Raw genomic sequence first — 22454 nt, forward strand, 5'->3', positions numbered from 1 at the left:
CAGCGCTGACGTGTGTCCAGGTGCCGGTGACCCAGTCGGCTCGGCGCCGTCCGTCTCGAACTCGCCCGACAGAGCCGTCCGGACTGTCTCTCGTCCCACGCTCGGGTGTCCCGTGGTGAGTTCCACATCATTCTCGGGGGAGTCGACGACGTGACAGTCACCGCAACCGCAACCGACCGGGGCGACACGCCTGCCGTCGACCCGGCGGTGCACACCGCCAGCATGGTCGGGCATCACTACCGCATGCCCGACTTCTACGAGATCGGGCGCGAGAAGGTGCGCGAGTACTCACGGGCCGTGCAGAACGATCATCCCGCGCACTCCTCGGAGGACGCCGCGGCCGAGCTCGGGTACGAGCATCTCGTCGCACCGGCCACTTTCATCTCGGTCGTCGGCATCATCGCGCAGAAGGCCATGTTCGACGAGGTCATCACCGGGTACGACCTGTCGCAGATCATGCAGGCGGATCAGCGTCTCGAGTTCCACCGTCCGATCGTGGCGGGGGACCGCCTGACCGTCGACGTGAGCCTGGAGTCCTTCCGCCAGATGGGTGGAAGCGACATCATCATCACGAAGAACATGGTCACGGACGAGGCCGGCGAGGACGTCATGACGTCCTGGACGACACTCGTGGCGAAGACCGGCGGCGGTTCCGATCAGGACGCGCTGGAGATGGCGAAAGGTGTCATGAAACATGACTCGTAAGCAGTTCGACCAGGTCACCGTCGGCGACGACCTTCCCGAGCGCACCTACGAGCTCACCCGCGGTGACCTCGTGAACTACTCGGGCGTCTCCGGCGACCCGAACCCGATCCACTGGAGTGATCCGGTCGCGCGCACGCTCGCCGGACTCTCGGACGTCGTCGCCCACGGCATGCTCACCATGGGACTCGGCGCCGGTTTCGTCACCGACTGGTCGGGTGATCCGGGCGCCATCACCGAGTACAACGTGCGCTTCACCAGCCCCGTGCTGGTCAAGGAGACCGAGCCGGCCAAGGTCGACTTCACGGGTCGCATCAAGTCGGTCGATGCGGACACCCGCAAGGCCGTCGTCGCCATCACCGCGAAGTACGAGGGCAAGAAGATCTTCGGTCGCGCCGTCGCGACCGTCCAGCTCGCGTGATCCGGCTCTCCGATCGCCGACTCGAGTCAGCGATTTCGGGGGCGTCCGTGAGTGCAGTACACTGAGATCTCCGGGGTCGTACAGCGCTGTGCGCTGTCCGTCGCCGGTACGACCGGATTTCGATCCGGCCGAAGGGGCGTAGCTCAATTGGTAGAGCAACGGTCTCCAAAACCGTAGGTTGCAGGTTCAAGTCCTGTCGCCCCTGCCACGTTCGAAAGCGGTGCTTCGGACAGTGGTCATGCAGAGCATTCGAGTGCAGACACCCTGCCGACGACCGAGAGGAACGACGTGAGCGATCAGCGCGGCGCGCGCGACAGCAGCTCCGACGGTTCCGAGGATCTCGGTGCGGACGATGCTGTCGTCGCCGACGATGCTGCTGCCGCCCACGATGCCGCCGGGTCGAGCCGGCCCTCCGGCAAGCGCGCAGCCCGCCGGACCCGGTCCGCTGACGATGGTCCATCGCTGATCAAGGACGGTGCCAGGACCACCGCGGGCAAGTCCGTCGCCACCGCCTCTCGCGTCGAGGGCCGCACCCGCGCCGAAGCGACGCCGAAGATGAACATCTTCAAGCGGCTCCGCAAGTTTCTGCGCGAGGTCGTCGCCGAGCTGCGCAAGGTCATCTGGCCCAACCGCAAGCAGATGGTCACCTACACCGCTGTGGTGTTGGTGTTCGTGACGTTCATGGTGGCCTACATCAGTGGGCTGGACCTGGCGTTCATCAGGGGAGTGCAGTGGCTGTTCGGCTGACGCCGGACACACAGGTCCGCACGACCACCCCGAGTACGACCGGAACGATTACAGGAAGCGAGTGCCTTTCGTGAGCACGCCCCATAACGACGCCACCGAAGTGGCCGCCTACGACGCTCAGGTCGAGGCGACCAAGCAGGGCCTCGAAGCGGAGCAGGCCGCACAGGACCGCGAGACCGACGAGGCCATCGCGGCCGACGTCGCTGCCGCCACCGGTGACACCGACGAGTCGGAGACCGTCGACGCCGATGCGGACGCCGTCGTCGCCGACGACGCTCCCATCGACGCGGAGCCGGTCGACCCCGTCGCCGAGATGAAGGCTGCGCTGCGGCGCGCCCCCGGCGACTGGTACGTCATCCACTCGTACGCCGGATACGAGAACAAGGTGAAGACCAACCTCGAGACCCGCGTCCAGAACCTCGACGTCGGTGACTACATCTTCCAGGTGGAAGTTCCCACCGAGGAGGTCACCGAGATCAAGAACGGCCAGCGCAAGCAGGTCAACCGCAAGGTGCTGCCGGGCTACATCCTGGTGCGCATGGAACTGAACGACGAGTCCTGGGGTGCTGTCCGCAACACTCCCGGTGTCACCGGCTTCGTCGGCGCCACGTCGCGCCCGTCCCCGTTGACCATCAACGAGGTCGTCAAGTTCCTCATGCCGCAGGAGGACAAGAAGAAGGCCACCGCGGGCGCCACCACCGGTGCCGAGGGTGCGGGCGAGACGTCGTCGAAGCCGACCATCGAGGTCGACTTCGAGGTCGGCGAGTCCGTCACCGTCATGGACGGCCCCTTCGCCACGCTTCCCGCCAGCATCAGCGAGGTCAACGCCGAGCAGCAGAAGCTCAAGGTGCTGGTGTCCATCTTCGGCCGCGAGACTCCGGTCGAGCTGGGCTTCACCCAGGTCGCGAAGATCTAGGGCGCTCAGAACCCCCCACAACTTGCAGGCAGTACCGCAAGACATCCGAGAACCACGCAACAACCTAGGAATCACAGATGCCCCCCAAGAAGAAGAAGCTAGCCGGGATCATCAAGCTTCAGATCCAGGCCGGTCAGGCCAACCCGGCACCGCCCGTGGGCCCCGCCCTCGGTCAGCACGGCGTCAACATCATGGAGTTCTGCAAGGCGTACAACGCCGCGACCGAGTCGCAGCGTGGCAACGTCGTGCCGGTGGAGATCTCGGTCTACGAGGACCGGACCTTCGACTTCAAGCTGAAGACCCCGCCTGCCGCCAAGCTGCTGCTCAAGGCAGCCGGCGTCGCCAAGGGTTCGGGCGAGCCGCACAAGACCAAGGTCGCCACGGTGACCATGGACCAGGTGCGCGAGATCGCCAAGACCAAGGCCGAGGATCTGAACGCCAACGACATCGACCAGGCCGCGAAGATCATCGCCGGCACTGCTCGCTCGATGGGTATCACGGTCGAAGGCTGAGCCACCGGCTCACCAGCTCCACAGCATCACGTGGGAGAGCCGGCCAGGCTCGTCAACCACGCTCCGAACAACGAACGGACATCATCATGGCAAAGCGCAGCAAGGCCTACGAGGCCGCAGCAGCGAAGATCGATCAGGACCAGCTCTACTCGCCGCTCTCGGCGGCGAAGCTGGCCAAGGACACCGCGTCGAGCAAGTTCGATCCGACCGTCGAGGTCGCGATGCGCCTCGGCGTCGATCCCCGCAAGGCGGACCAGATGGTGCGCGGCACCGTCAACCTGCCCCACGGCACCGGTAAGACCGCCCGCGTCATCGTCTTCGCCGCAGGCGCGAAGGCCGACGAGGCCGTCGCCGCCGGTGCGGACGAGGTCGGCGCAGAGGACCTGATCGAGCGGATCCAGGGCGGATGGCTGGAGTTCGACGCAGCGATCGCCACCCCTGACCAGATGGCCAAGGTCGGCCGCATCGCCCGCGTTCTCGGACCGCGTGGCCTGATGCCGAACCCGAAGACGGGCACGGTCACCAACGACGTGACCAAGGCCGTCGGCGACATCAAGGGCGGCAAGATCAACTTCCGCGTCGACAAGCAGGCCAACCTGCACTTCGTCATCGGCAAGGCGTCGTTCGACGACGCCAAGCTGGTGGAGAACTACGGCGCAGCCCTGGACGAGATCCTGCGTGCGAAGCCGTCGTCGGCCAAGGGCCGTTACGTCAAGAAGATCACGGTCTCGACCACCACCGGACCGGGCATCCCGGTGGACCCGAACCGTACTCGGAACCTCCTCGAGGACGACGCGACCGCCTGAGTCACTCGCAGCACCGAAGAAGGCCGGCACCACGTGAGGGTGCCGGCCTTCGTCGCGTTCTCAGGCCTTGGCGACGTTCGTGAGAATCGTGTCGACCACGCGGTCCACCAGGGCGTTCGGGATGTCGTGCGCCATGCCGTCGACGAGCACCAGCTCGGATCCGACCACGTGGCGCGCGATGGCCTTCCCGCCGGCGGGACGCACGAGGGGATCCGCCGTGCCGTGGATGACGACCGTCGGCGCCGTGATCCGCTTCGTGTACTTCGCGAGGCTCCCGGTTCCGGTGATCGCCGCGAGCTGACGGACGATGCCGGCCGGGTAGTAGCCGCGGTCGTACGCCTCGGTCGCGTCGGCGACACGTTCGTCCCGCGTGGTGGGGAACTGCTTGCTGCCGATCGTTTGGAACGTCGTCGCCTGGTGTTCGATGATCTGCTCGCGCGTCGCGTTCTTGGGCGGCGGCTTGAGCAGCGGCGCGAGCGCGCGGACGTCCGGCGGCGGCAGGAACGCCTCGTTGGTGCTGGAGAAGAGGATGGAGACCGAGCGGATGCGCTCCGGGTGCGACCCCGCGACCACCTGCGTGATCATGCCGCCCATCGAGGCGCCGACGATGTGGGCCGACTCGATGCCCAGGTGGTCGAGCAGGCCGACGGTGTCCTCGGCCATGTCCACCACCGTGTACGGAACCGAGCTCGACTGCCCGAGTTCGTGGCGGACCAGTCGCAGCAGGATGTTCCCCGTGACGCGCTGCCCGTCGAGCTTGCCCGAGAGTCCGATGTCTCGGTTGTCGAAGCGGATCACGCGATAGCCGGCGTTGATCAGCTTGCGGCAGAACGGCATCGACCACGTGAGCAGCTGGCAGCCGAGTCCCATGACGAGCAGGATCGGCGGGTTCTCGATGTCGCCCATGTCCTCGTAGGCGATGTCGACCGCGCCGACCGAGGCGGTGCCGGTACGGACCTCGACCTCGACCTCGGTCTCGGAACGGCCGGTCTCGGGTGTGCCTGTCATACGTGGATCTCCTTACCAGCCGGGCTCACCGAGCAGCGGCAACGTGATGAAACTGGGGTCCGTCGGGTCGAGGTCGACGTCCTGCGCTCGCCATCGGGTGCGGAGGCGATCGGGCAGGATCGGCACGAATCGAGGCGCGTCGGCCGCGAAGATGTCGAGTCGCAGGCGGTGTCCGGGGTGCAGGACCGCCTCGGTCGAGAGTAGTTCGATGTCGAGGACGATCGGTTCGCCGGGGACCACGGGGAGCAGTGACTCGCGCGTGAGCGGGTGGTGGGCCACCAGGTAGTCACCCGACTCGGTGCGGATGCTCTCCTCGTCGTCGATCGCGCGGCGCGACGCCAGCAGCGCACCGTTGGTGAGCACGGTGGGAGTGCCGTCTGGAGCGACGTCGCACAGCATCACGGCCCACATCGACTCGCGGGCGCGCGCGACGGTGCGGACGTGGACGTTGGCGGGGCCCGAGTAGACGACGGTGGTCATGACGGGAGGCGTCGTGAACGTGAGCGCGTCACCCTCCGCGAAGCGGTTGTCGTAGGTGAAGCCGCCGCCGAGAACGGCCGGAACACCGGCCAGCACCTGCGTGGTGTCGCGGGAGACGACGGTGCGGAACCCGGGCTTCACCGTCAGACGGGCCGTGTCGGTCGGCGCCTCGAAGTGCAGGGACCCGTCGTGCCGACTGTGCGACGCGGTACCGGACGAGTCGGCGCTCAGGTAGAGGCGCCGAGCCACGGCGGCGGGCGCGGGGAATCGGCCGTGCGCTTCCCACCCGCCGCCCTGCTGACGCAGCGTGACCGGTCCGTAGCGGTCGATACCGTTGTCGATGCCGCGCAGCCACTTGTCGAACCAGGCGCGTTCGAGCACGTCGAGTCGCGGCGGGAACCCGGGTTCACCGAAGCCGATCCCGGGGTTGCCGTGGTACCCGTCGCCCACCAGAAGTTGCTTGCGCCCGCGTTCGACGGTGAGTCGGTTGTACATGTCGGGTGCCGCGCCGCCGAAGATGTCGTGCCAGCAGCCGTAGAGGAACGTGGGGACCGCGATGTCCTCGATGGTGGGATCGATGGTGTCGAAGGACGGGTCGTCGTAGATGCGCGGGTCCGAACCGGTGAGGAACCCGTTCACCAGATTGCTGATGTTCGTGGCGGGGGACCGTACGCGATCCGCGAGCCAGCCGACTCCGCCGCGTCGCAGGATCTGTACTGCCGGAACCCATTTGAGGGTGTTCACGGCGGTGAGCCACAGGGGGATGAAGAGCGACGGTGCGCCGCCGGTGGCGAAGATCTCGCGGACGATGTCCTCGGATCCCTCGACGGCGAACACGGCGTCCGGTCCCGCGCTGCCCGCGGCGGCGGCCTGCAGGGAGTTGATGGCGGAGTAGGAGATGCCGGCCATGCCGACGCGCCCGTCGCACCACGCCGACGCCCGGATCCACTCGAGGATCTCCAGGGTGTCGAGTTGTTCACGCGGGCCGAGGGTGTCCCACACGCCGGACGAGGAACCGGTGCCGCGCGCGTCGATGATGACCTGCACGTAGCCGCTACGGACGAGATGGCGGTTCACGGTGAGCAGATCCGCCGCACCGCCCGCGACGACGCGGGTGATCTCGGAGATGCCGTCGAACGGGGTTCCCGAGAGGTCGACGGAGCGGGACACGCGACGCAGCGCCGGCCCGAGCACGGGTGCTGCGAGGAGTGCGTCGATCGAGTCGAGCAGGACCGAGTTGTACGGGGTGATGTTCAGGACGACGGGGAAGCGAGAGGAGACGGATCGTCCACTCGCGTGAGCAGGGGACACGACGATGGCGCGGAGAACGGCTCCGTCCGTCATCGTGACGGCGGCGCCGCGGTCGATGTGCACACGGGGGAACTCGGGAGCGGACTCCACGAGTTCTGCCCATGCTCGGCCGTCGGCGCCGCCGGTGGGATCACGGTGGAAGGGCGAGACGACGTGCTCGGGTTGCACCAGTGCATGGGCCGATGTCGTCGTCATGAACGTCGAGTCAACCTCATTGCTGTGACACGCGGTACACAACACGCCATTCCCGGCCCTTCGACAACGACGAGGGCACGTCGTCGTTCGATGTCACCAGGTGAGTGCGCTGCTACTTGCCGCCCTCGGGGGTTCCCTCGCTGTCGCTGAAGAAGGCCCACTCGCCGTCGTGCTCCACTTCGAGACGCCAGCCGAGCTCGGCGTCGTCGGACTTGCTCTCCTTGAACCAGGTGTGGGCGTCGGTGGAGTTGGGGATCTCCTTGGTGGCGACGACGGATCCGGTGGGGTCGAGTACGCGATAATTGGCCATGAGCACCGTGTTCCCTCGGGAGAGCACCTCTCAAACCGAGGGGGCTCCGCCCCCGTGCGCCCTTTGCGTACCCGGGGATGCGCACAAGGCGCACAGGGGCGTAGCCCTTTTGGTGTCTCCGGCGGCCCCGGGGTACTCTTCTCTTCGGACACCGTGCGGTCGCGTCTGCGATCGTGCGATGTTCACCTGATCTGTTCCACCCAAGACCGTTGGTCATCGTGGTCTCCGAAGAGGTTCGCCTCGTCGGAGATGGCGATTGAAGGTCCGGCCGAGCCGGCGACCCACGCAGGAGGACGAGGACCAGGGATACGTGTTGCTGACTCTCTCCGAGTCGCGCCGCCCGCATTCCGACGCCCCGTGTGCCCTGCACCGGGGCGTTTCTGCTTGTTCGGGCCGGGCCGACTCGACGCAACGAGAGGAGGCGAAGTATGGCAAAGGCTGAGAAGGTATCCGCGGTCGCGGAGATCTCCGAGCAGTTCAAGGGCGCCACGGCGGCCGTCGTCACGGAATACCGTGGCTTGTCGGTCACCCGTCTGACGGAGCTCCGTCGGGCCCTCGGTACCGGAGCTACGTACTCCGTCGCCAAGAACACCCTGGTCAAGCGTGCCGCAGCTGATGCGGGCATCGAAGGCCTCGACGACTTGTTCGTCGGTCCGACCGCCATCGCATTCATCGATGGTGAGCCGGTCGACGCTGCCAAGGCGATCAAGCAGTTCGCCAAGGACAACAAGGCGCTCGTCATCAAGGGCGGCTACATGGACGGCCGCGCGCTGTCCGTGGACGAGGTCAACAGGATCGCGGATCTCGAATCCCGCGAGGTCCTGCTGGCCAAGCTCGCCGGCGCGATGAAGGGCAACCTGGCAAAGGCCGCAGGCCTGTTCAACGCTCCCGCCTCGCAGGTCGCGCGTCTCGCGGCTGCGCTGCAGGAGAAGAAGGCTGCAGAAGAGGGCGCCTCTGCGCCGGAAGCCGCAGCTGCCGACTAGCTGATCCGCAAGGACTGCACACCACCCCGTGCGGCCGGCCTCCGGCCTGCACGCAATCTCCTGTCCCCGGATCGGCGACAAGGACTTACAGAGAGGACCGCCACCATGGCGAAGCTCAGCACCGAAGAATTGCTCGACCAGTTCAAGGAGCTCACCCTCCTCGAGCTCTCCGAGTTCGTGAAGGCATTCGAGGAGACCTTCGAGGTCACCGCAGCTGCCCCCGTCGCCGTTGCTGCCGCAGGCGGAGCAGCTGCTCCCGCCGAGGCCGCTGAGGAGCAGGACGAGTTCGACGTCGTCCTCGAGGGCGCCGGCGACAAGAAGATCCAGGTCATCAAGGTCGTCCGTGAGGTCGTCTCCGGCCTGGGCCTGAAGGAAGCCAAGGACCTCGTCGAGAGCGCTCCGAAGGCCATCCTGGAGAAGGTGGACAAGGCTTCGGCCGACGCCGCCAAGGAGAAGCTCGAAGCTGCCGGCGCGAAGATCTCCATCAAGTGATCTAGCCCCACAGCGCAGAAGCGGCCGTACCCCTCGGGGTGCGGCCGCTTTTCTCGTGTCTGGCGACGGTGCGCGGAGTCAGCCCACGGTGGGCAGTGCGGCGCGGGCGAGAAGGTCTCCACCCACAGCCCGGATCTCGATCTCCGCGACGTCGGGACGAAGCACCGCGGCGTTCATGCGGCAGTCGATGGTCACGGAGCTGCCGAGGAAGCTGCCCGAGGAACGATCCGCGCCGGTGCGGTCCACCAGAACCACCTCGAACGCTTCGTCGACCGGGACACCCTGCATGTCCAGGACCGTCTCGGTGCCCCACGTGTGAGCAACCAGGCCGCCGTCGACAGTGACGCCGGGACTCGACGCGGTGAAGTCGATCGCCTCGAACGCGCCCAGCTCGCCCGGTGGTCCCTCGACCTCGGGGGCCGCGATCGTGCTGTCGGCGGGCGTCTCGCCACCCCCGGTGCCGACCGTCTGCACACCGAGCACCGCCGCGACGCCCACCGCGATTCCGGCGACAGCTGCAGCGGCCGGGACGAGGCGACCGGGCGCAGACGGTCTGACGATGCGTCGTCGGAGCAGGTCACCGGGTTGCGCATCGACCCAGGTCAGTCCCGCTGCCGACCCCAGCGACGCGACCGTCTCGCGCATCTCACGGATCTCGTCGGCGACCGAGGTGTCCTCGGCCTCCAGAATGCGAAGCTCGCGCCGCTCGGCGTCGGTCAGGTCGCCGGCCACCGCAGCCGCGATCAACTCCTCTCGTCGCGGATGTCCCGGAGTCATCAGGTCTCCTGACCGTCGAAGTGAACGCGCAGGGCGCGCAGTGCGTAGTACGCGCGGGTGCGCAGGGTGCCGATCGCGACGCCGGTGCCGGCCGACAGCTCCGTGTAGGACAGGCCGGTCAGGTGGATGGCCACCACCACCTGTCGATGTTCGGGGGACAGGGTGGCCAGACCCTCCACCACCCGCATCCGGGTCAGGACGTGATCGCTTCGATCGGGTTCCACGGCGTCGCCTTCCGCGACGGGGGAGGACGCGACCAGCGGAGTACGGCCTCGCGACCGCTGAGCATCCGCGACGACGTTGCGTGCGATGGCGAAGAGCCAGGTCCGAGTTCCACCCCGGGACTCGTCGAACCTGTCCCGCGCTCGCCACGCACGTACGAAGGTCTCCTGCACGCAGTCCTCGGCGGCGACACGATCGTGCAACACATTCACGGCGAAACCCAGCAGCGACGACGCGTGGGCGTCGTAGGCGGCCGTGAGATCGAACGTCCCGCTCTCGCGCGACCGGAAGATCGCCAGCGTCTGCCCCCTCGATGTCGGGGGAGGGGTGTACCCCGCCGGTGCCCGTGCAGGACGAACCCTACTCACCGTCGACGCCGCTCCGACCTCCATGGTGGGTGTACGTCGAGAAGTGCGACGACGTTCGACCGTGGTGAACGTTTCGGTCATTCCGGACGTATCCCCTCTCGAAGGACGTCCGCGCATCCCGATCGGAAGGTACGACCACCATGACGACACGCACTGCACGAGGAACGATCATCGTTGCGGGAGGCGCCGCGGCGTTCCTCGCGCTCACCGCTGCTCCCGCGGCAGCAGAGACGCCGGTCGGCGAACCGTCGTCGTTCACCAGTGCCTTCACGGCCATGGCGACTCCGGACCAGGTCCTGAACGCGGACGGCGTCGCGACGCCGGGTGAGCCCGGCGCGACCGGAACGTTCACGTTCCGCATCAACTCGGACGAGAACATCATCTGCTACGACATCACCCTCGAGGGCGTCACCGGCGACTACATGTCGCCGGCGAAGACGGCGACGCACATCCATCAGGCAGCAGTGGGTGCCGCCGGCCCGCCGCGCATCGCGTTCCCGAACCCGTCCCCGGTCGGCGACGGACCTCGCACCAGCAGCGGCTGCCTGCAGGGGCCGTTCACGACCGGCGTGATGGCGAACGGTGCCGACACCGGAACGAACTTCGACCTCGCGGCCATCGAGGCGAACGCCGCCGGGTTCGCCGCGGACAGTCACACCACCGCCTTCGCCGCCGGCGCGGTGCGCGGACAGCTGACCCCGATTCCCGTCGGCGGTGTGGAGACGGGCGCCGGTGGATCCGTCACCGACAGTTCGACCGCGACCGTCGCGGGTGCCGGTGCCGCCGTTCTGGGCGTGGCGGCCCTCGTCGGGCTGGGCGTCGCCCGTCGGCGGAACTCCTGATCGACCGACGCGGATGAGATGGTCGACGCGCGCGAGTGCGTTCCTCCTGGTGGGGCTGGTGGTCGCCTGCGCGCGACCACCGGCCGTACCGCCCACCGAGACAGCGGTGTCCGTCACGTCTCCCGCTGCCGCGACCGTGTCCGAGACGGGACCTCTCGTCCCGGCGCGGGTGTCGGCACCCGAGATGGGTCTGGACGAACCGTTGATCGAGCTGGGTCTGAACCCGGACAACACCATGGCGGTTCCCGAGGACCACGACGACGTCGGCTGGTTCACCGGCGGCGGGCGGCCCGGGCGTCCCGGTGCGGCCGATCAGGTCGGACCCACGGTGCTGGCCGGTCACGTCGACTCGACCACGGGTCCCTCCGTGTTCTTCCGACTCCGCGACCTCGTGGTGGGAGACGACGTCACGGTCACCACGACAGAGGGCATCGAGGCCAGGTACCGGGTGACGGACATCGGCGACTACGCGAAATCCGAGTTCCCGACGGCGCGCGTGTTCGGCGCCGTCCCGCGCGACGAGATCCGACTGATCACGTGTGCCGGAGTGTTCGACGACGACGCCGGGTCCTACGAGAACAACCTCGTCGTCTTCGGCACCCGCGTGGGGTGATGCGACACCTCAGGCGAGGGAGAAGTTCTCGCCGCGGTGATAGGCCGCGAGGGACGACTCGGTCTCGCGGATCGACGGCGGGTGGAACGCGAACGCCGACACGACGGACTGCAGGTACGCGATGTCCGGGTCGGTGATGAACGCGATGCCGCCCAGTGCTGTCACGGCGGCATCGACCGCGCGCCGTAGTGCGCCTCGAAGCGCAATGCGGCAGAACAACAGTCGAGCCGAGATGTCGGCGCCGCGCTCACCCGAGTCCATCGCTGCGGCGACGGCCTCGAGGCCCGCGATCGCCGCTTCGAGTTCGGCGGCCGCCGAGGTGTAGACGCTGTCGCTGACCTTCGGGTGTCCCACGAGACGCTCCACGAGCGCGGTGGCCGCGCCGATGTACCCGGCGGAGGCGAGGATGCCGAACCACAGGAACCCGGTGAGCTCGTGCATGCCCTCCGGATCGTCCAGCGCGCCGACCATGGTCAGCGACACCGGCACGCGCACGTCCTCGAGGACGACCTCCTCGCTCTCCGCACCCGCGAGAACGGGCGTCGTCCAGAACGGACGCACCGAGACACCGGGCATCGACGCGGGGATGAGGGCGACCGCCTTGCGTGTCTTGCCGCCCTTCTTCTCGCGTGTCGCGACGCTGGCGGCGAGGAAGTCCATCGAGGCCGACAGACTGCACGGCTTCTTGCTGCCGTTGACGACGTAGTCGCCGTCGTCGTAGTAGGCGTCCACGGACGGCACCAGCGTGCTGCCCACGCCCTCCGCGAAGCCGGACGCGATGATCGACTTCTGTTCGATGAGGCCGGCGACGAGCGGCAGCTCCTCCTCGGGACCCGCCATGGCGATCTCGATGATCGTGGCGATCGACAGGTGGTGCATCGTGACGGCGGCGGCGAGCGACGGGGAGGCCGCGCCGATGGCCCGGTGGACGCGCAGTGCCTCGACGGCGGTCGCGCCGAGTCCGCCGAGCGAGGTGGGTGCGATGAGTCCGCACCCGCCCGCGTCGCGGAACGTCGCGATGGCGTCGCTGCCGGGCGCCTCGAGCACGGACAGCGGCGTGGCCTCGAGGTAGGTGGCGAGGGCGGGCAGCAAGCGACGGAGCGTGGCGCGTTCGGTGGACATGAGCCGCGACGGCTGCGCGGTCCCGTCGGACGCGAGAGCTGCTCTGTCAGCGAGAACGGACACGTACCGGCCTTTCGTCGAAGAAGGGTGACCGTGGCTGGGACGGGTGTGGGACACGTGCCAGCACGTCACTCGATACCGCAGTATTCGGGGTCGGCGACGGCCTCGATGGCGCCCGTCTCAACTGCTGTTGCATGACACAAGTGCAGTCGTGTTCGTTGGCAACTACTCACAGGTCGCGGCACCCTCGGGCCGCCTGTGCTGACCGTAGGCTCGAATCACAGACGTCTCCCGTCGCACGGGTCTCCCGGACCGGCGAGCGCACTCGCGTCACGTACCGATCCCCCAATCTTGGAGCGAACATGAGCTCGCAGAGAATGCTCGACCGAATCCGCCACGACAAGAGGATCTGGGCCCATCGTGTGCTGACGAAGCACGACCAGAACCCGTTCTTCCGCGTCATGAAATCGGTCAACGCGCCGGTCGTCGACGTGGAGGACCGCAGCGTCATCATGCTCGGTTCCAACAATTACCTCGGCCTCGCCGACCACCCGCTGGTGCGCGCGGGAGCCGCTGCGGCACTGGACAAATACGGCGCAACGGTCACGGGCAGCCGGTTGCTCAACGGCACCATCTCGCTACACACGGAACTCGAGGAAGCACTCGCCGACTGGCACGGGACCGAGCAGGCGCTGGTCTTCACGACCGGCTACCAGGCGAACCTGGGCGGTATCAGCGCGCTGTGCGGTGTCGGTGACACCATCATCGTCGACTCGGCAGCGCACGCGTCCATCTACGATGCCTGCCGCCTCTCACGTGCGACCATCCGCGCCTTCCGTCACAACCGGGTGGACCTGTTGGAGGAGAAGCTCTCCCGCTCCACCGGCGTCGTCATGGTGGTGGTGGACGGCCTCTACTCGATGCACGGCGACCTGGCCCCGCTCGACGAGATCGCCGCGGTCTGCGAGAAGTACGACGCGGCACTGTTCGTCGACGAGGCGCACAGCGTCGCGGTCATGGGCGCGAAGCGCACCGGTGCCGCCGAGCTGTTCGGTATCGAGGACGACATCGACGCCCGGATGGGCTGCCTCTCCAAGGGACTCGGGTCCTCGGGCGGTTTCGTGGCCGGCTCGAAGGACATCGTGGACGCCATGCGCGTGCATGCGCGCACGTTCCTGTTCACCACCGCGGGCGTGCCTGCTGCCCTCGGCGCGGCGCTCGCCTCCGTGCAGCTCATGCAGACCGAGGAGGGCGCCGAGCGCGCCACCCGCACACTCGCGAACGCGCGCTACCTGCACGACGGGCTCGTGGCGGCCGGTGTCGACGTGCACGCGCCGAGTCCTCTCCCGGACGGTACGGACATGGTCTCGCCCATCGTCCCCGTGAACGTCCGTGACGACCTGCGCACCGTCAACACGTGGCGGAAGCTGTGGGACGCGGGCATCTTCGCATCCGCCGCCATGTTCCCGGCTGTGGCCCGCGACGGTGCACTCCTGCGTCTGTGCGTCCAGCCCGATCACACCACCACCCAGCTCGACTACGTGGTGGAGCAGATGGGCCTGTTCCTCGGCGAGAACTCGTCCACGTCCGAGGTGGCGTCGGCCGAGGTGGGGGCAGCGCTCGCCGCGCCGGCGCCGGCATCGGTCTGACCCGGTGGTGACACAGGTCGACCAGCGCACGACGTACGACTGTGCCGCCGCGGTGCTGCACGCGACCCTCACCGACGAGAGATACTGGCAGGACCGGATCGCCGAGATCGGTGGCGGCAGTCGAGTGGTGGAGCATCGCGTCGAGGAGGGCCTGACCACCTCGGTGGTCGACCAGGACCTCGAGGCCGCGGCACTACCGAAGGCGTTGCAGCGCTTCGCCGGAGCGTCGATGTCGGCACGGTGCACCGAGTCGTGGCAGTCGGTGCGCGAGGACGGGTCCGCGCAGGGCCACTACACCCTGCGGGTCGCCCGGATGCCCGTGGTGATCGACGGGGAACTCGAACTTCTCGCGACCGGAGCGCAGCAGTGTGTGCTCCAGTTCGTCGGTACGGTCGACGCGTCGATCCCGGTGATGGGTCCGGTGGTCGAGAAGATCATGGTCGGCGAGATCGACAAGAGTTTCTCCGCCGAGCGCGAGTTCACCCAGTCGTGGCTCGCCCTCCGGACCTGAGCCCTCTCATCTGCGGCGCGGGAGTGCGCGCAGGATCGCCTCCAGCACCTGGCGCTGACCACGGCCGGACGTGACGGTCGTTCCGCGCGGCACCGACACGGTCCGGTAGGAACCCGAGACCGGCTGTGGTGCCTGATGTTCGACTGCTCGTAGACGTCGGGGCAGGCGCGGTCCGTTCCGTGCGGCGAGCAGACCGTCCGTGCCCGGTACCGCCGTCAGCGTGTCGTCTCCCCGGCGGAGGGCCGCGGCCGTCCGTCGGGTCCTGGTGCGCGGAACCCGCACGAGGAGAACGTCGGTCCCCGCGAACTCACCGGCGGCAGCGTCGATCGCCTCGGCTCGTGCCCGGCGTCCGGCGCGCCCGCGGATGCCGGTACCGAGACCGTGGCCGGGGGCGTCGAGCAGCACCACCCGCGGGCCGTGATCGGCCAGTGTCCGTGCCAGACCGGTGGCGTATCGCGCATGGGAGCCGCGGGGCAGCGCGAGAACGACCGTCGGGGCCGAGGTGTCGGTCCCCTCGTGGATCTCGGCGTGCACCGAGCCCGTCGACGTGCGGATCTGGCGGTGCTCGCACGAGGAGACCGCGCGATCGAGCTCGGCGCTGAAGGGCTTCATGTCCGGGTCAACGTCGCCCCACGTCCGTACGCGGCGAGTGGCGCCGTCCAGGGCCGCCTCGCACACGTGATGACGGACCGGCGCGTGGCGGGTCGACAGGATGGGGCGCCCGTTGAGCAACACCATGACGGCCGCGGCCTCGGCGGACGACATCGTCGGGGTCCACCCGGTGGCGCGTTCGAAGGCCGTCGAGTCGACGGCCGCCTCGCCCGAGGAGATCCAGTGGCTGGAGAACGGCAGGATGCGGAGCGCGTACGCGAGATCGACCACGGTGCGCAGGACTCGACGCGGGATCGGCAGCACCAACTGGCCCTGCATCGCACCGAGTTCGCGCACCCCGAGCCAGTCGCGCGGACCCAGGTTGAAGGGGCCGTTCACGGGTGTCCGGACGGCCCGGTGGAAGGCGTCGGCCAGGTCGTCCTCGTGCAGGAACTGGTAGCGGGACTGCGCCGGATCGGGGAAGGCCACCACGGACTGCGTGAGGGTGTCGATGCCGTCGTTCGAGAAGTGGGTGCCCACGATGTAGGTGGGGCGCAGCATCGAGATGGTCATGCCGCCCTCGTGCCGGCGCAGCCACCACTCGACGAAGTGTTCCACCTCTGCCTTGTCGAAGAAGTAGTAGCGCAACGGATCCGACGTCGGGAACTCCTCCTCGGTGACGGGCACCGGAAGGTCCTCGCGTCCGTAAGCGCTGACACTCGAGGCGATGACCATCGACCGCACACCGGCCCGGTGCGCGCACTCGACGGCGTTGCGCGAGCCCTCCAGATTGGTCTCGTGGATCGCGGCCTTGTCGCGCTGCTCCTCCACGACGAAAGCCAGGTGGATCACCACGTCACAGCCTGCGAAGGCAGTCTCGAGTTCGGGGGAGCGGATGTCCATCGCGATCGAGCGGAGTTTCGGGTGCCGCACGCGCGGTGCCCGGCGACCCAGCCCGATGACCCGGTCGATCTCCGGATCATCCAGCAGCACAGGGAGAATGACAGCACCGAAATCGCTCGTCGCACCGGTGACGGCGACGGTCAGGCCGCTCACCGTTCGTCCGAGCTGAACTGTCGGGTGGTGTCCTGTGGGTCCGTCATGACGACTCCTGTGGTGCGGTGGTGGCGGGGAAGCAGGACCGCGACGACGACGGCGCAGGCGAAGACGGCCGCGGCGGCGAGGTAGGACGCCACCTCGGACCCGGCCATCGCGGCTTCCTTCATGGACAGGACGAGGTTGTCGCGCACCGCGGAGAACATCTCGGGGAGCGGGTACTGCTGGATCTGCTGCACGCTGAGGAAGCTGCCGTTCACGTACTCCCGGTCGCGGTCCGAGAGGATTTCCGACGGAATGGTCGCGACGAGTGGGCCGACGGTGGTGTTGTAGTACGACGCGGTCACGGATCCGAGCACCGCGACACCGAGAGTGCCGCCGAGTTCCCGCGTCGTGTCGTTCACGGCCGAGCCGGCGCCGGCCTCGTCGATGGGCACGGAGGACATGATGGACTCGGTCGCGGGACCCTGGATCACGGCGATGCCGACTGCGAGCACGATCATCGTGGGCAGCAACAGCCCGACGTACGAGCTGTCGATGCCGACCTGACCCGCCATGATCATGCCGATGCCCACCAACAGCAGGCCCGCGACGATCACCGGCATGGTGCCGATCCGCTGTGCCAGCGAGGTCGCGGTCGGTGCGCTCACCGCGAGGGCCACCGCGAACGGCAGTGTGGCGACACCGAACTCGAGCGGCGAGTAGCCGCGGACGCCCTGGAAGTACTGGGTGATGAGGAAGACGTACCCGAAGAGCGAGAAGTAGGCGACCGAGATCGCGAGCGCCGGCATCGCGAAGGGTCGCAACCGGAACAGGCGCACGTCGAGGATCGGGCTGGACACGCGCGACTGGCGTACGACGAAGGCGGACAACAGAACCAGGGACACCGCGATCCCGCCGAGCGTGGGCACGGTCACCCAACCGTGACCCGGCGCTTCGATGAGTGCGTACACCAGGAGCGAGACCCCCGAGAAGGACAGGGCGACACCGGGCAGATCGAGCGGACCGGTGGCCGCAGCACGTGATTCGGGCACCACGGCGACGATGCCGATCACCGCGACGACGGCGACCGGCACGTTCAGCCAGAACACGGAGTGCCAGGTGAAGTGTTCGATGAGCCACCCACCCGAGACCGGCCCGATCGCGATGGCGACACCGGCGATCGAGGCCCACACCCCGATGGCCACGGCGCGGTCCGCGGGAGTGCGGAACAGGTCGATGATCACCGCCAGGGTCGCGGGCAGCGCGGCGGCGGCGAAGACCCCCATCAGTGCGCGCGAGGCGATCAGTTGCGGCAGGTCGTCGGCCACCGCGCCCACCACCGACATCGCGGCGAGACCCACGACGCCGATCAGCAGCATGCGGCGCCGCCCGATGCGGTCGGTGATGTTGCCGAACGCCAGCAGCAGACCGCAGAACGTGAGGATGTACGCGTCGACGATCCACTGCAGCCCCGTGAAGCCGGCGCGGAGGTCGGTGGAGATGTCGGGCAGAGCGACGTTGACGACGGTGTTGTCGAGCACGACCAGCAGCTCGACGAGACAGATGACGAGGAAGGCGATCATCCGCCGCGGTGACGAGAGGAGGTGGGACGACGACCGCGGCGGCGGCGCGGCGTGTCGGCCGGTCATGACGGCGAGTCCGGGCCGCCGCCCGGTGCGGAGCCGACGTCCTTCGTTGCGGCGAGACGGTCCACCGCGCGCTCGTCCGAGGTCTGCGGTGCCAGCATGCCCGTGGTGCGGTACGAGGCGGGGAAGAAGAAGAAGACCAGTGCGGCACAGACGAACACGGCTCCGGCCGCCACGTACGCGGCGATGGACGATCCGCGCAGAGCGGCTTCCTTCATCTCCAGGATCAACTGTGCGCGTTGCGGTTCGAACATCGCGGGCAGGTCTCGCTTCTGGATCTCGATGACACTGAGCACGCTGGACTGCGCGTAGCCCTTCTCGGTCTCGCTCATGATGGCGGTGGGGATCCGTTCGACGAGCGGCCGCACCGTCGACACGTAGTAGGAGGCGACGATCGACCCGAGCACCGCGACACCGAGAGTGCCGCCGATCTCGCGGGTGGTGTCGTTCACCGCGGCACCGGCTCCGGCCTCGTCGAGGGGGAGCGAGGACATGATGGATTCCGTCGCGGGGCCCTGGATGATCGCGATGCCCACCGCGAGCAACAGCATCGCGGGCAGGACGAGCGTCAGGTAGGAGCTGTCGATCTCGACGCGGCCCGCGACGAGCAGTCCCGCGCCGATGAGGACGAGCCCGGTCACGAGAACCGGCATCGTGCCGATCTTCTGCGCGACGATCGTCGACACCGGGGAGCTGACGGCCAGCGCCGCGGCGAAGGGCAGTGTCGCGATGCCGAATGCGAGAGGTGAGTACTCGCGCACTCCCTGGAAGTACTGGGTGATGAGGAACAGGAAGCCGAAGAGACTGAAGAATCCCACCGCGATCGACACGGCCGGCCACGCGAACGGACGGATGCGGAAGAGCGACACGTCGAGCACGGGGGACGAGATGCGTCGCTCCCGCTGGACGAACAGCACGAGGAACACCGCGGCGAGCACGAGACCGCCGATCGTCCGCCACGACGTCCAGCCGAAGTTCGGTGCCTCGATGACCACGAACACCAGCAGGGTGACGCCGGCGATCGACAGGATCACGCCGGGCACGTCGAGCGGGCCCACCGCCGAGGCCTTCGACTCGGGGACGATCAGCACCACGAGCACGACGGCGACGAGGGCGACGGGGACGTTCATCCAGAACACCGAGTGCCAGGAGAAGTGTTCGAGCAGCCAGCCGCCCGACACCGGCCCGATCGCGACGGCCACGCCGGCGATGGACGACCACACGCCGATGGCGAGGGCACGCTCCTGCGGCTTCGGGAACAGGTTGGTGATGACGGCCAGGGTCGCGGGCAGGACCATCGCGGCGAAGACGCCCATGACCGAGCGTGAGGTCAGGACGTGGGCGAGGGAGTCGCCGAGCGCACCGATCACCGACGCGGTGCCCAGGCCCGTGAGGCCGACGACGAGGAACAGCTTGCGCCCGTACCGGTCACCGAGGTTGCCGAACGCCAGGAGCAGGCCGGAGAAGGTGAGGGTGTACGCGTCGACGACCCACTGCAGGCCCGAGATGCCCGTCGCCAACTCGATGCCGATGGACGGCAGCGCCACGTTGATGATGGTCATGTCGAGCACGATGAGGAGTTCGGCTATGCAGATGACGCCGAAGGCCGCGAGTTGGCGACGCCGACCGATCTCGGTGCGGACCCCGAACGTCGAGTGCCCCCTCGACCCGGGCGTGCCCGTGTCGTCCCTCGAGCTGCTGCCCATGGCGTGATCCCCCGTATTCCCCCCGGACCCCGCCCGCGGATGCAGCGCGGCGAGTGTCGTGCGCGAGCGCAACGCTAGGTGTCACGACGGCACTGTCGACGCTAACGGCGGGAGCGCGGGAGAAGTCGGTGTGACGTCACAGAGTTGCGTCAACGAGCCGGTGACGCCGTACGACGCTGCAGGTGGGAGCGCCCGTCCCGCGCCACGCGGCGTGAGCCCGGGCCACCCGCGCGTGCACCGCCGCCACCAATTTCGGCCTTGTCGGCTCCGTTCCCTCGTGAATCGGGCGTTCATGGGTCACACTTCTATCCGGAGACTGCGGCCAGGTCGGGGGACGTGTTACTGGGCGGTAAGGTCCGTGGTCGTTGCGACCACTCGGCTGGGTTAGAGTGACGCGACGCACACAGGTGTCGACGCGTTCGCGTCGTGTGCGACGAGCAGTGGGAGGGATCCACATGGGTGTCGAGGTTTCGGTCGAGGGATTGACCAAGTCGTTCGGTGTGCAGAAGATCTGGCAGGACGTCACGTTGACGCTCCCGAAGGGTGAGGTCAGTGCTCTTCTGGGGCCGTCCGGTACCGGTAAGTCCGTCTTCCTCAAGTCGCTCATCGGCCTTCTCCGACCGGAGGAGGGTTCGATCGTCGTCGACGGCACGGACATCATGGAGTGCTCGTCCAAGGAGCTCTACGAGATCCGCAAGTTGTTCGGCGTGCTCTTCCAGGACGGCGCCCTCTTCGGCTCCATGAACCTGTACGACAACACCGCCTTCCCGCTTCGTGAGCACACGAAGAAGAAGGAGGACGAGATCCGCAGCATCGTCATGGAGAAGCTCGAGCTGGTCGGTCTGACCGGTGCCGAGAACAAGCTCCCCGGCGAGATCTCGGGCGGTATGCGCAAGCGTGCCGGTCTGGCGCGTGCGCTCGTCCTCGACCCCGAGATCATCCTGGTGGACGAGCCCGACTCGGGCCTCGACCCGGTGCGCACCACCTACATCAGCCAGCTGCTGCTCAACATCAACGCCCAGATCGACGCGACGATGCTGATCGTCACGCACAACATCAATCTCGCGCGCACGGTGCCGGACAACATCGGCATGCTGTTCCGCAAGAACCTCGTCATGTTCGGTCCGCGCGAGGTGCTGCTCACCTCCGACGAGCCCGCCGTGAAGCAGTTCCTGAACGGCACGATGATCGGGCCGATCGGCATGAGCGAGGAGAAGGACGAGGCGCAGATGCGCCAGGAGCAGGCCCTCTCCGATGCCGGCCACAACCTCGGCGGTGTCGAGGACGTGGAGGGCATCATGCCGCAGATGGATCCCACGCCCGGCATGCCGCGTCGTCAGGCCGTGGATCGTCGTCGCGACCGGGTGCGCAGCATCATGCACACGCTGCCCGAGCACGCACAGCACGCCATCCAGCAGAGCCTCGACGAGGCGGACGGCCAGGACGGCCGTCAGGCGGAGCCGGCGTACGCGGGTGCTCAGCAGGGCTACCAGGAGTCGTACGGTCAGCAGTCGGGCCACGACCAGCAGCCGGCCTACGGCAACCAGAGCTACGACCAGGGCCAGAGCTACGACCAGGGTCAGACGTACGACCAGAATCAGGGCTACAGCAACCAGGGGTGGAGTGAGCCCGGCCAGGACCGGAACGACGGTTTTCCTTCCAGTGGCTCGCGGGGCTGACCGAAAACAATGGCTAAAACGAAGAACCCGATTCTCAAGTCGGGCACTGCAGCGCTGGCCCAGGCAGGAAACATCGTCGAACTTCTCGTCGATGTCGCGCGCAACACCTTCCGGCGCCCCTTCCAATTCCGCGAATTCATCGAACAGGCCTGGTTCATCGCCAGCGTCACCATTCTTCCGACCGCGCTGGTCGCCATTCCGTTCGGCGCGGTGGTCTCCCTGCAGACCGGGTCGCTGATCAAGCAGCTCGGCGCCGAGTCCTTCACCGGTGCCGCCAGCGTGCTGGCGGTGGTCCAGCAGGGCAGTCCCATCGTGGTGGCGTTGCTCATCGCGGGTGCGGCGGGATCGGCCGTGACGGCCGACCTCGGTTCACGCACCATCCGCGAGGAGATCGACGCCATGCGGGTGCTCGGCATCGATCCGGTGCAGCGCCTGGTCGTTCCCCGCGTGCTCGCGATGATTCTCGTCGCGCTGCTGCTCAACGGCCTGGTGTCGGTCATCGGCATCGCCGGTGGTTACTTCTTCAACGTGATCCTGCAGGACGGAACGCCCGGCGCGTACCTGGCGTCGTTCTCCACGTTGGCGCAGCTGCCCGACCTGTGGGTCGGTGAGCTCAAGGCCGTCGTGTTCGGTCTCATCGCCGGCGTCATCGCGTCCTACAAGGGGCTGCATCCCAATCCCGGTCCGAAGGGCGTGGGTGAAGCGGTGAACCAGACCGTCGTCATCACGTTCCTGATCCTGTTCTTCGCCAACCTGATCATGACGTTGGTCTACCTGCAGGTCGTCCCTGCGAAGGGAGGGTGAGCG

At 67.8% G+C, this 22454-nt stretch carries 23 protein-coding genes and 1 tRNA gene; 15 read left to right on the forward strand and 9 right to left on the reverse strand.

The features are described from left to right. The first annotated feature begins 150 nt into the window (after positions 1–150). From hadA to rplA, 7 genes are all read left to right on the forward strand, one after another. A complete protein-coding gene (gene hadA, locus OHB23_RS07395; RefSeq protein WP_051613161.1) occupies positions 151–705 on the forward strand; it encodes a (3R)-hydroxyacyl-ACP dehydratase subunit HadA in 555 nt (184 codons plus the stop codon). Continuing rightward, positions 695–1123, forward strand: a complete 429-nt coding sequence (gene hadB / locus OHB23_RS07400) for a (3R)-hydroxyacyl-ACP dehydratase subunit HadB (RefSeq protein WP_027504553.1) — start codon at positions 695–697, stop codon at positions 1121–1123. The genes hadA and hadB overlap by 11 nt, the downstream gene beginning before the upstream one ends. A 132-nt stretch (positions 1124–1255) precedes the next feature. After that, a tRNA-Trp gene (locus tag OHB23_RS07405) sits at positions 1256–1331 on the forward strand. An 80-nt stretch (positions 1332–1411) separates the two neighbouring features. Continuing rightward, positions 1412–1870, forward strand: a complete 459-nt coding sequence (secE, locus tag OHB23_RS07410) for a preprotein translocase subunit SecE (RefSeq protein WP_222631847.1) — start codon at positions 1412–1414, stop codon at positions 1868–1870. A gap of 70 nt (positions 1871–1940) precedes the next feature. Beyond that, on the forward strand, positions 1941–2786 hold the full coding sequence (gene nusG / locus OHB23_RS07415; RefSeq protein WP_056442340.1) for a transcription termination/antitermination protein NusG: 846 nt from the start codon (positions 1941–1943) through the stop codon (positions 2784–2786). Between the two features lie 77 nt (positions 2787–2863). After that, a complete protein-coding gene (rplK, locus tag OHB23_RS07420; protein ID WP_027504556.1) occupies positions 2864–3298 on the forward strand; it encodes a 50S ribosomal protein L11 in 435 nt (144 codons plus the stop codon). Positions 3299–3384: 86 nt separating this feature from the next. Continuing rightward, positions 3385–4104, forward strand: a complete 720-nt coding sequence (gene rplA, locus OHB23_RS07425) for a 50S ribosomal protein L1 (protein ID WP_027504557.1) — start codon at positions 3385–3387, stop codon at positions 4102–4104. Positions 4105–4164: 60 nt separating this feature from the next. Here the strand turns inward: rplA and OHB23_RS07430 are convergent, their stop codons facing one another. The 3 genes from OHB23_RS07430 to OHB23_RS07440 form a co-directional block, all read right to left on the reverse strand. Next, positions 4165–5010 (reverse strand): alpha/beta fold hydrolase, encoded by an 846-nt coding sequence (locus OHB23_RS07430; RefSeq protein WP_051613162.1) that lies wholly within the window; start codon positions 5008–5010, stop codon positions 4165–4167. 114 nt (positions 5011–5124) lie between these two features. Next, positions 5125–7098, reverse strand: coding sequence for a CocE/NonD family hydrolase (locus OHB23_RS07435; RefSeq protein ID WP_328811205.1), 1974 nt, complete (start codon positions 7096–7098; stop codon positions 5125–5127). Positions 7099–7210: 112 nt separating this feature from the next. Continuing rightward, the gene (locus tag OHB23_RS07440) at positions 7211–7408 is read right to left on the reverse strand and encodes a hypothetical protein (protein WP_027504559.1); all 198 of its coding nucleotides are present in this window, start codon (positions 7406–7408) and stop codon (positions 7211–7213) included. Between the two features lie 428 nt (positions 7409–7836). On the opposite strand from OHB23_RS07440, the gene rplJ reads away from it, so the two are divergent. Together rplJ and rplL are read left to right on the forward strand one after the other, a co-directional pair. Further along, entirely contained in the window at positions 7837–8391 is a 555-nt protein-coding gene (rplJ, locus tag OHB23_RS07445) for a 50S ribosomal protein L10 (RefSeq protein WP_027504560.1), read from the forward strand. A gap of 105 nt (positions 8392–8496) precedes the next feature. After that, positions 8497–8883 carry a 50S ribosomal protein L7/L12 gene (gene rplL / locus OHB23_RS07450; RefSeq protein WP_027504561.1) on the forward strand — a complete coding sequence of 129 codons (387 nt, stop codon included), beginning with the start codon at positions 8497–8499 and terminating at the stop codon, positions 8881–8883. Between the two features lie 78 nt (positions 8884–8961). On the opposite strand, the gene OHB23_RS07455 is transcribed toward rplL, so the two are convergent. Further along, positions 8962–9660, reverse strand: a complete 699-nt coding sequence (locus tag OHB23_RS07455; RefSeq protein ID WP_328811206.1) for a hypothetical protein — start codon at positions 9658–9660, stop codon at positions 8962–8964. Further along, positions 9660–10331, reverse strand: coding sequence for a sigma-70 family RNA polymerase sigma factor (locus OHB23_RS07460; protein ID WP_328811207.1), 672 nt, complete (start codon positions 10329–10331; stop codon positions 9660–9662). Before OHB23_RS07460 ends, OHB23_RS07455 begins: the two co-directional genes overlap by 1 nt. A 59-nt stretch (positions 10332–10390) precedes the next feature. Between OHB23_RS07460 and OHB23_RS07465 the strand changes: the two genes are divergently transcribed. Together OHB23_RS07465 and OHB23_RS07470 are read left to right on the forward strand one after the other, a co-directional pair. After that, complete coding sequence (locus tag OHB23_RS07465) at positions 10391–11092, forward strand: CHRD domain-containing protein (RefSeq protein WP_027504563.1); 702 nt, start codon at positions 10391–10393, stop codon at positions 11090–11092. 13 nt (positions 11093–11105) lie between these two features. Next, complete coding sequence (locus OHB23_RS07470) at positions 11106–11705, forward strand: class F sortase (protein ID WP_051613091.1); 600 nt, start codon at positions 11106–11108, stop codon at positions 11703–11705. A gap of 9 nt (positions 11706–11714) precedes the next feature. On the opposite strand, the gene OHB23_RS07475 is transcribed toward OHB23_RS07470, so the two are convergent. Beyond that, on the reverse strand, positions 11715–12890 hold the full coding sequence (locus OHB23_RS07475; protein ID WP_231476216.1) for an acyl-CoA dehydrogenase family protein: 1176 nt from the start codon (positions 12888–12890) through the stop codon (positions 11715–11717). Positions 12891–13189: 299 nt separating this feature from the next. Here OHB23_RS07475 and OHB23_RS07480 point away from each other — a divergent pair, with 299 nt between their 5' ends. Next, on the forward strand, positions 13190–14476 hold the full coding sequence (locus tag OHB23_RS07480; protein ID WP_081821120.1) for an aminotransferase class I/II-fold pyridoxal phosphate-dependent enzyme: 1287 nt from the start codon (positions 13190–13192) through the stop codon (positions 14474–14476). Positions 14477–14480: 4 nt separating this feature from the next. Next, positions 14481–14987 (forward strand): DUF2505 domain-containing protein, encoded by a 507-nt coding sequence (locus OHB23_RS07485; protein WP_307091273.1) that lies wholly within the window; start codon positions 14481–14483, stop codon positions 14985–14987. Positions 14988–14993: 6 nt separating this feature from the next. Here OHB23_RS07485 and OHB23_RS07490 read toward each other — a convergent pair whose 3' ends face one another. The 3 genes from OHB23_RS07490 to OHB23_RS07500 are packed head-to-tail and all read right to left on the reverse strand — an operon-like array spanning position 14994 to position 19968. Then, positions 14994–16634 carry an NAD-dependent epimerase/dehydratase family protein gene (locus OHB23_RS07490; protein WP_222645483.1) on the reverse strand — a complete coding sequence of 547 codons (1641 nt, stop codon included), beginning with the start codon at positions 16632–16634 and terminating at the stop codon, positions 14994–14996. Then, positions 16631–18265, reverse strand: coding sequence for an MFS transporter (locus OHB23_RS07495; RefSeq protein WP_056441696.1), 1635 nt, complete (start codon positions 18263–18265; stop codon positions 16631–16633). Before OHB23_RS07495 ends, OHB23_RS07490 begins: the two co-directional genes overlap by 4 nt. After that, positions 18262–19968: an MFS transporter gene (locus OHB23_RS07500; protein WP_307108257.1), complete on the reverse strand. Its 1707-nt coding sequence runs from the start codon at positions 19966–19968 to the stop codon at positions 18262–18264. Before OHB23_RS07500 ends, OHB23_RS07495 begins: the two co-directional genes overlap by 4 nt. A gap of 455 nt (positions 19969–20423) precedes the next feature. Here OHB23_RS07500 and OHB23_RS07505 point away from each other — a divergent pair, with 455 nt between their 5' ends. Together OHB23_RS07505 and OHB23_RS07510 are read left to right on the forward strand one after the other, a co-directional pair. After that, positions 20424–21647: an ABC transporter ATP-binding protein gene (locus OHB23_RS07505; RefSeq protein WP_051613163.1), complete on the forward strand. Its 1224-nt coding sequence runs from the start codon at positions 20424–20426 to the stop codon at positions 21645–21647. Positions 21648–21656: 9 nt separating this feature from the next. Then, positions 21657–22451, forward strand: a complete 795-nt coding sequence (locus OHB23_RS07510; RefSeq protein WP_027504566.1) for an MlaE family ABC transporter permease — start codon at positions 21657–21659, stop codon at positions 22449–22451. Positions 22452–22454: the final 3 nt, after the last annotated feature.

The sequence above is a fragment of the Rhodococcus sp. NBC_00294 genome, assembly GCF_036163995.1.
Lineage (GTDB): Bacteria > Actinomycetota > Actinomycetes > Mycobacteriales > Mycobacteriaceae > Rhodococcoides.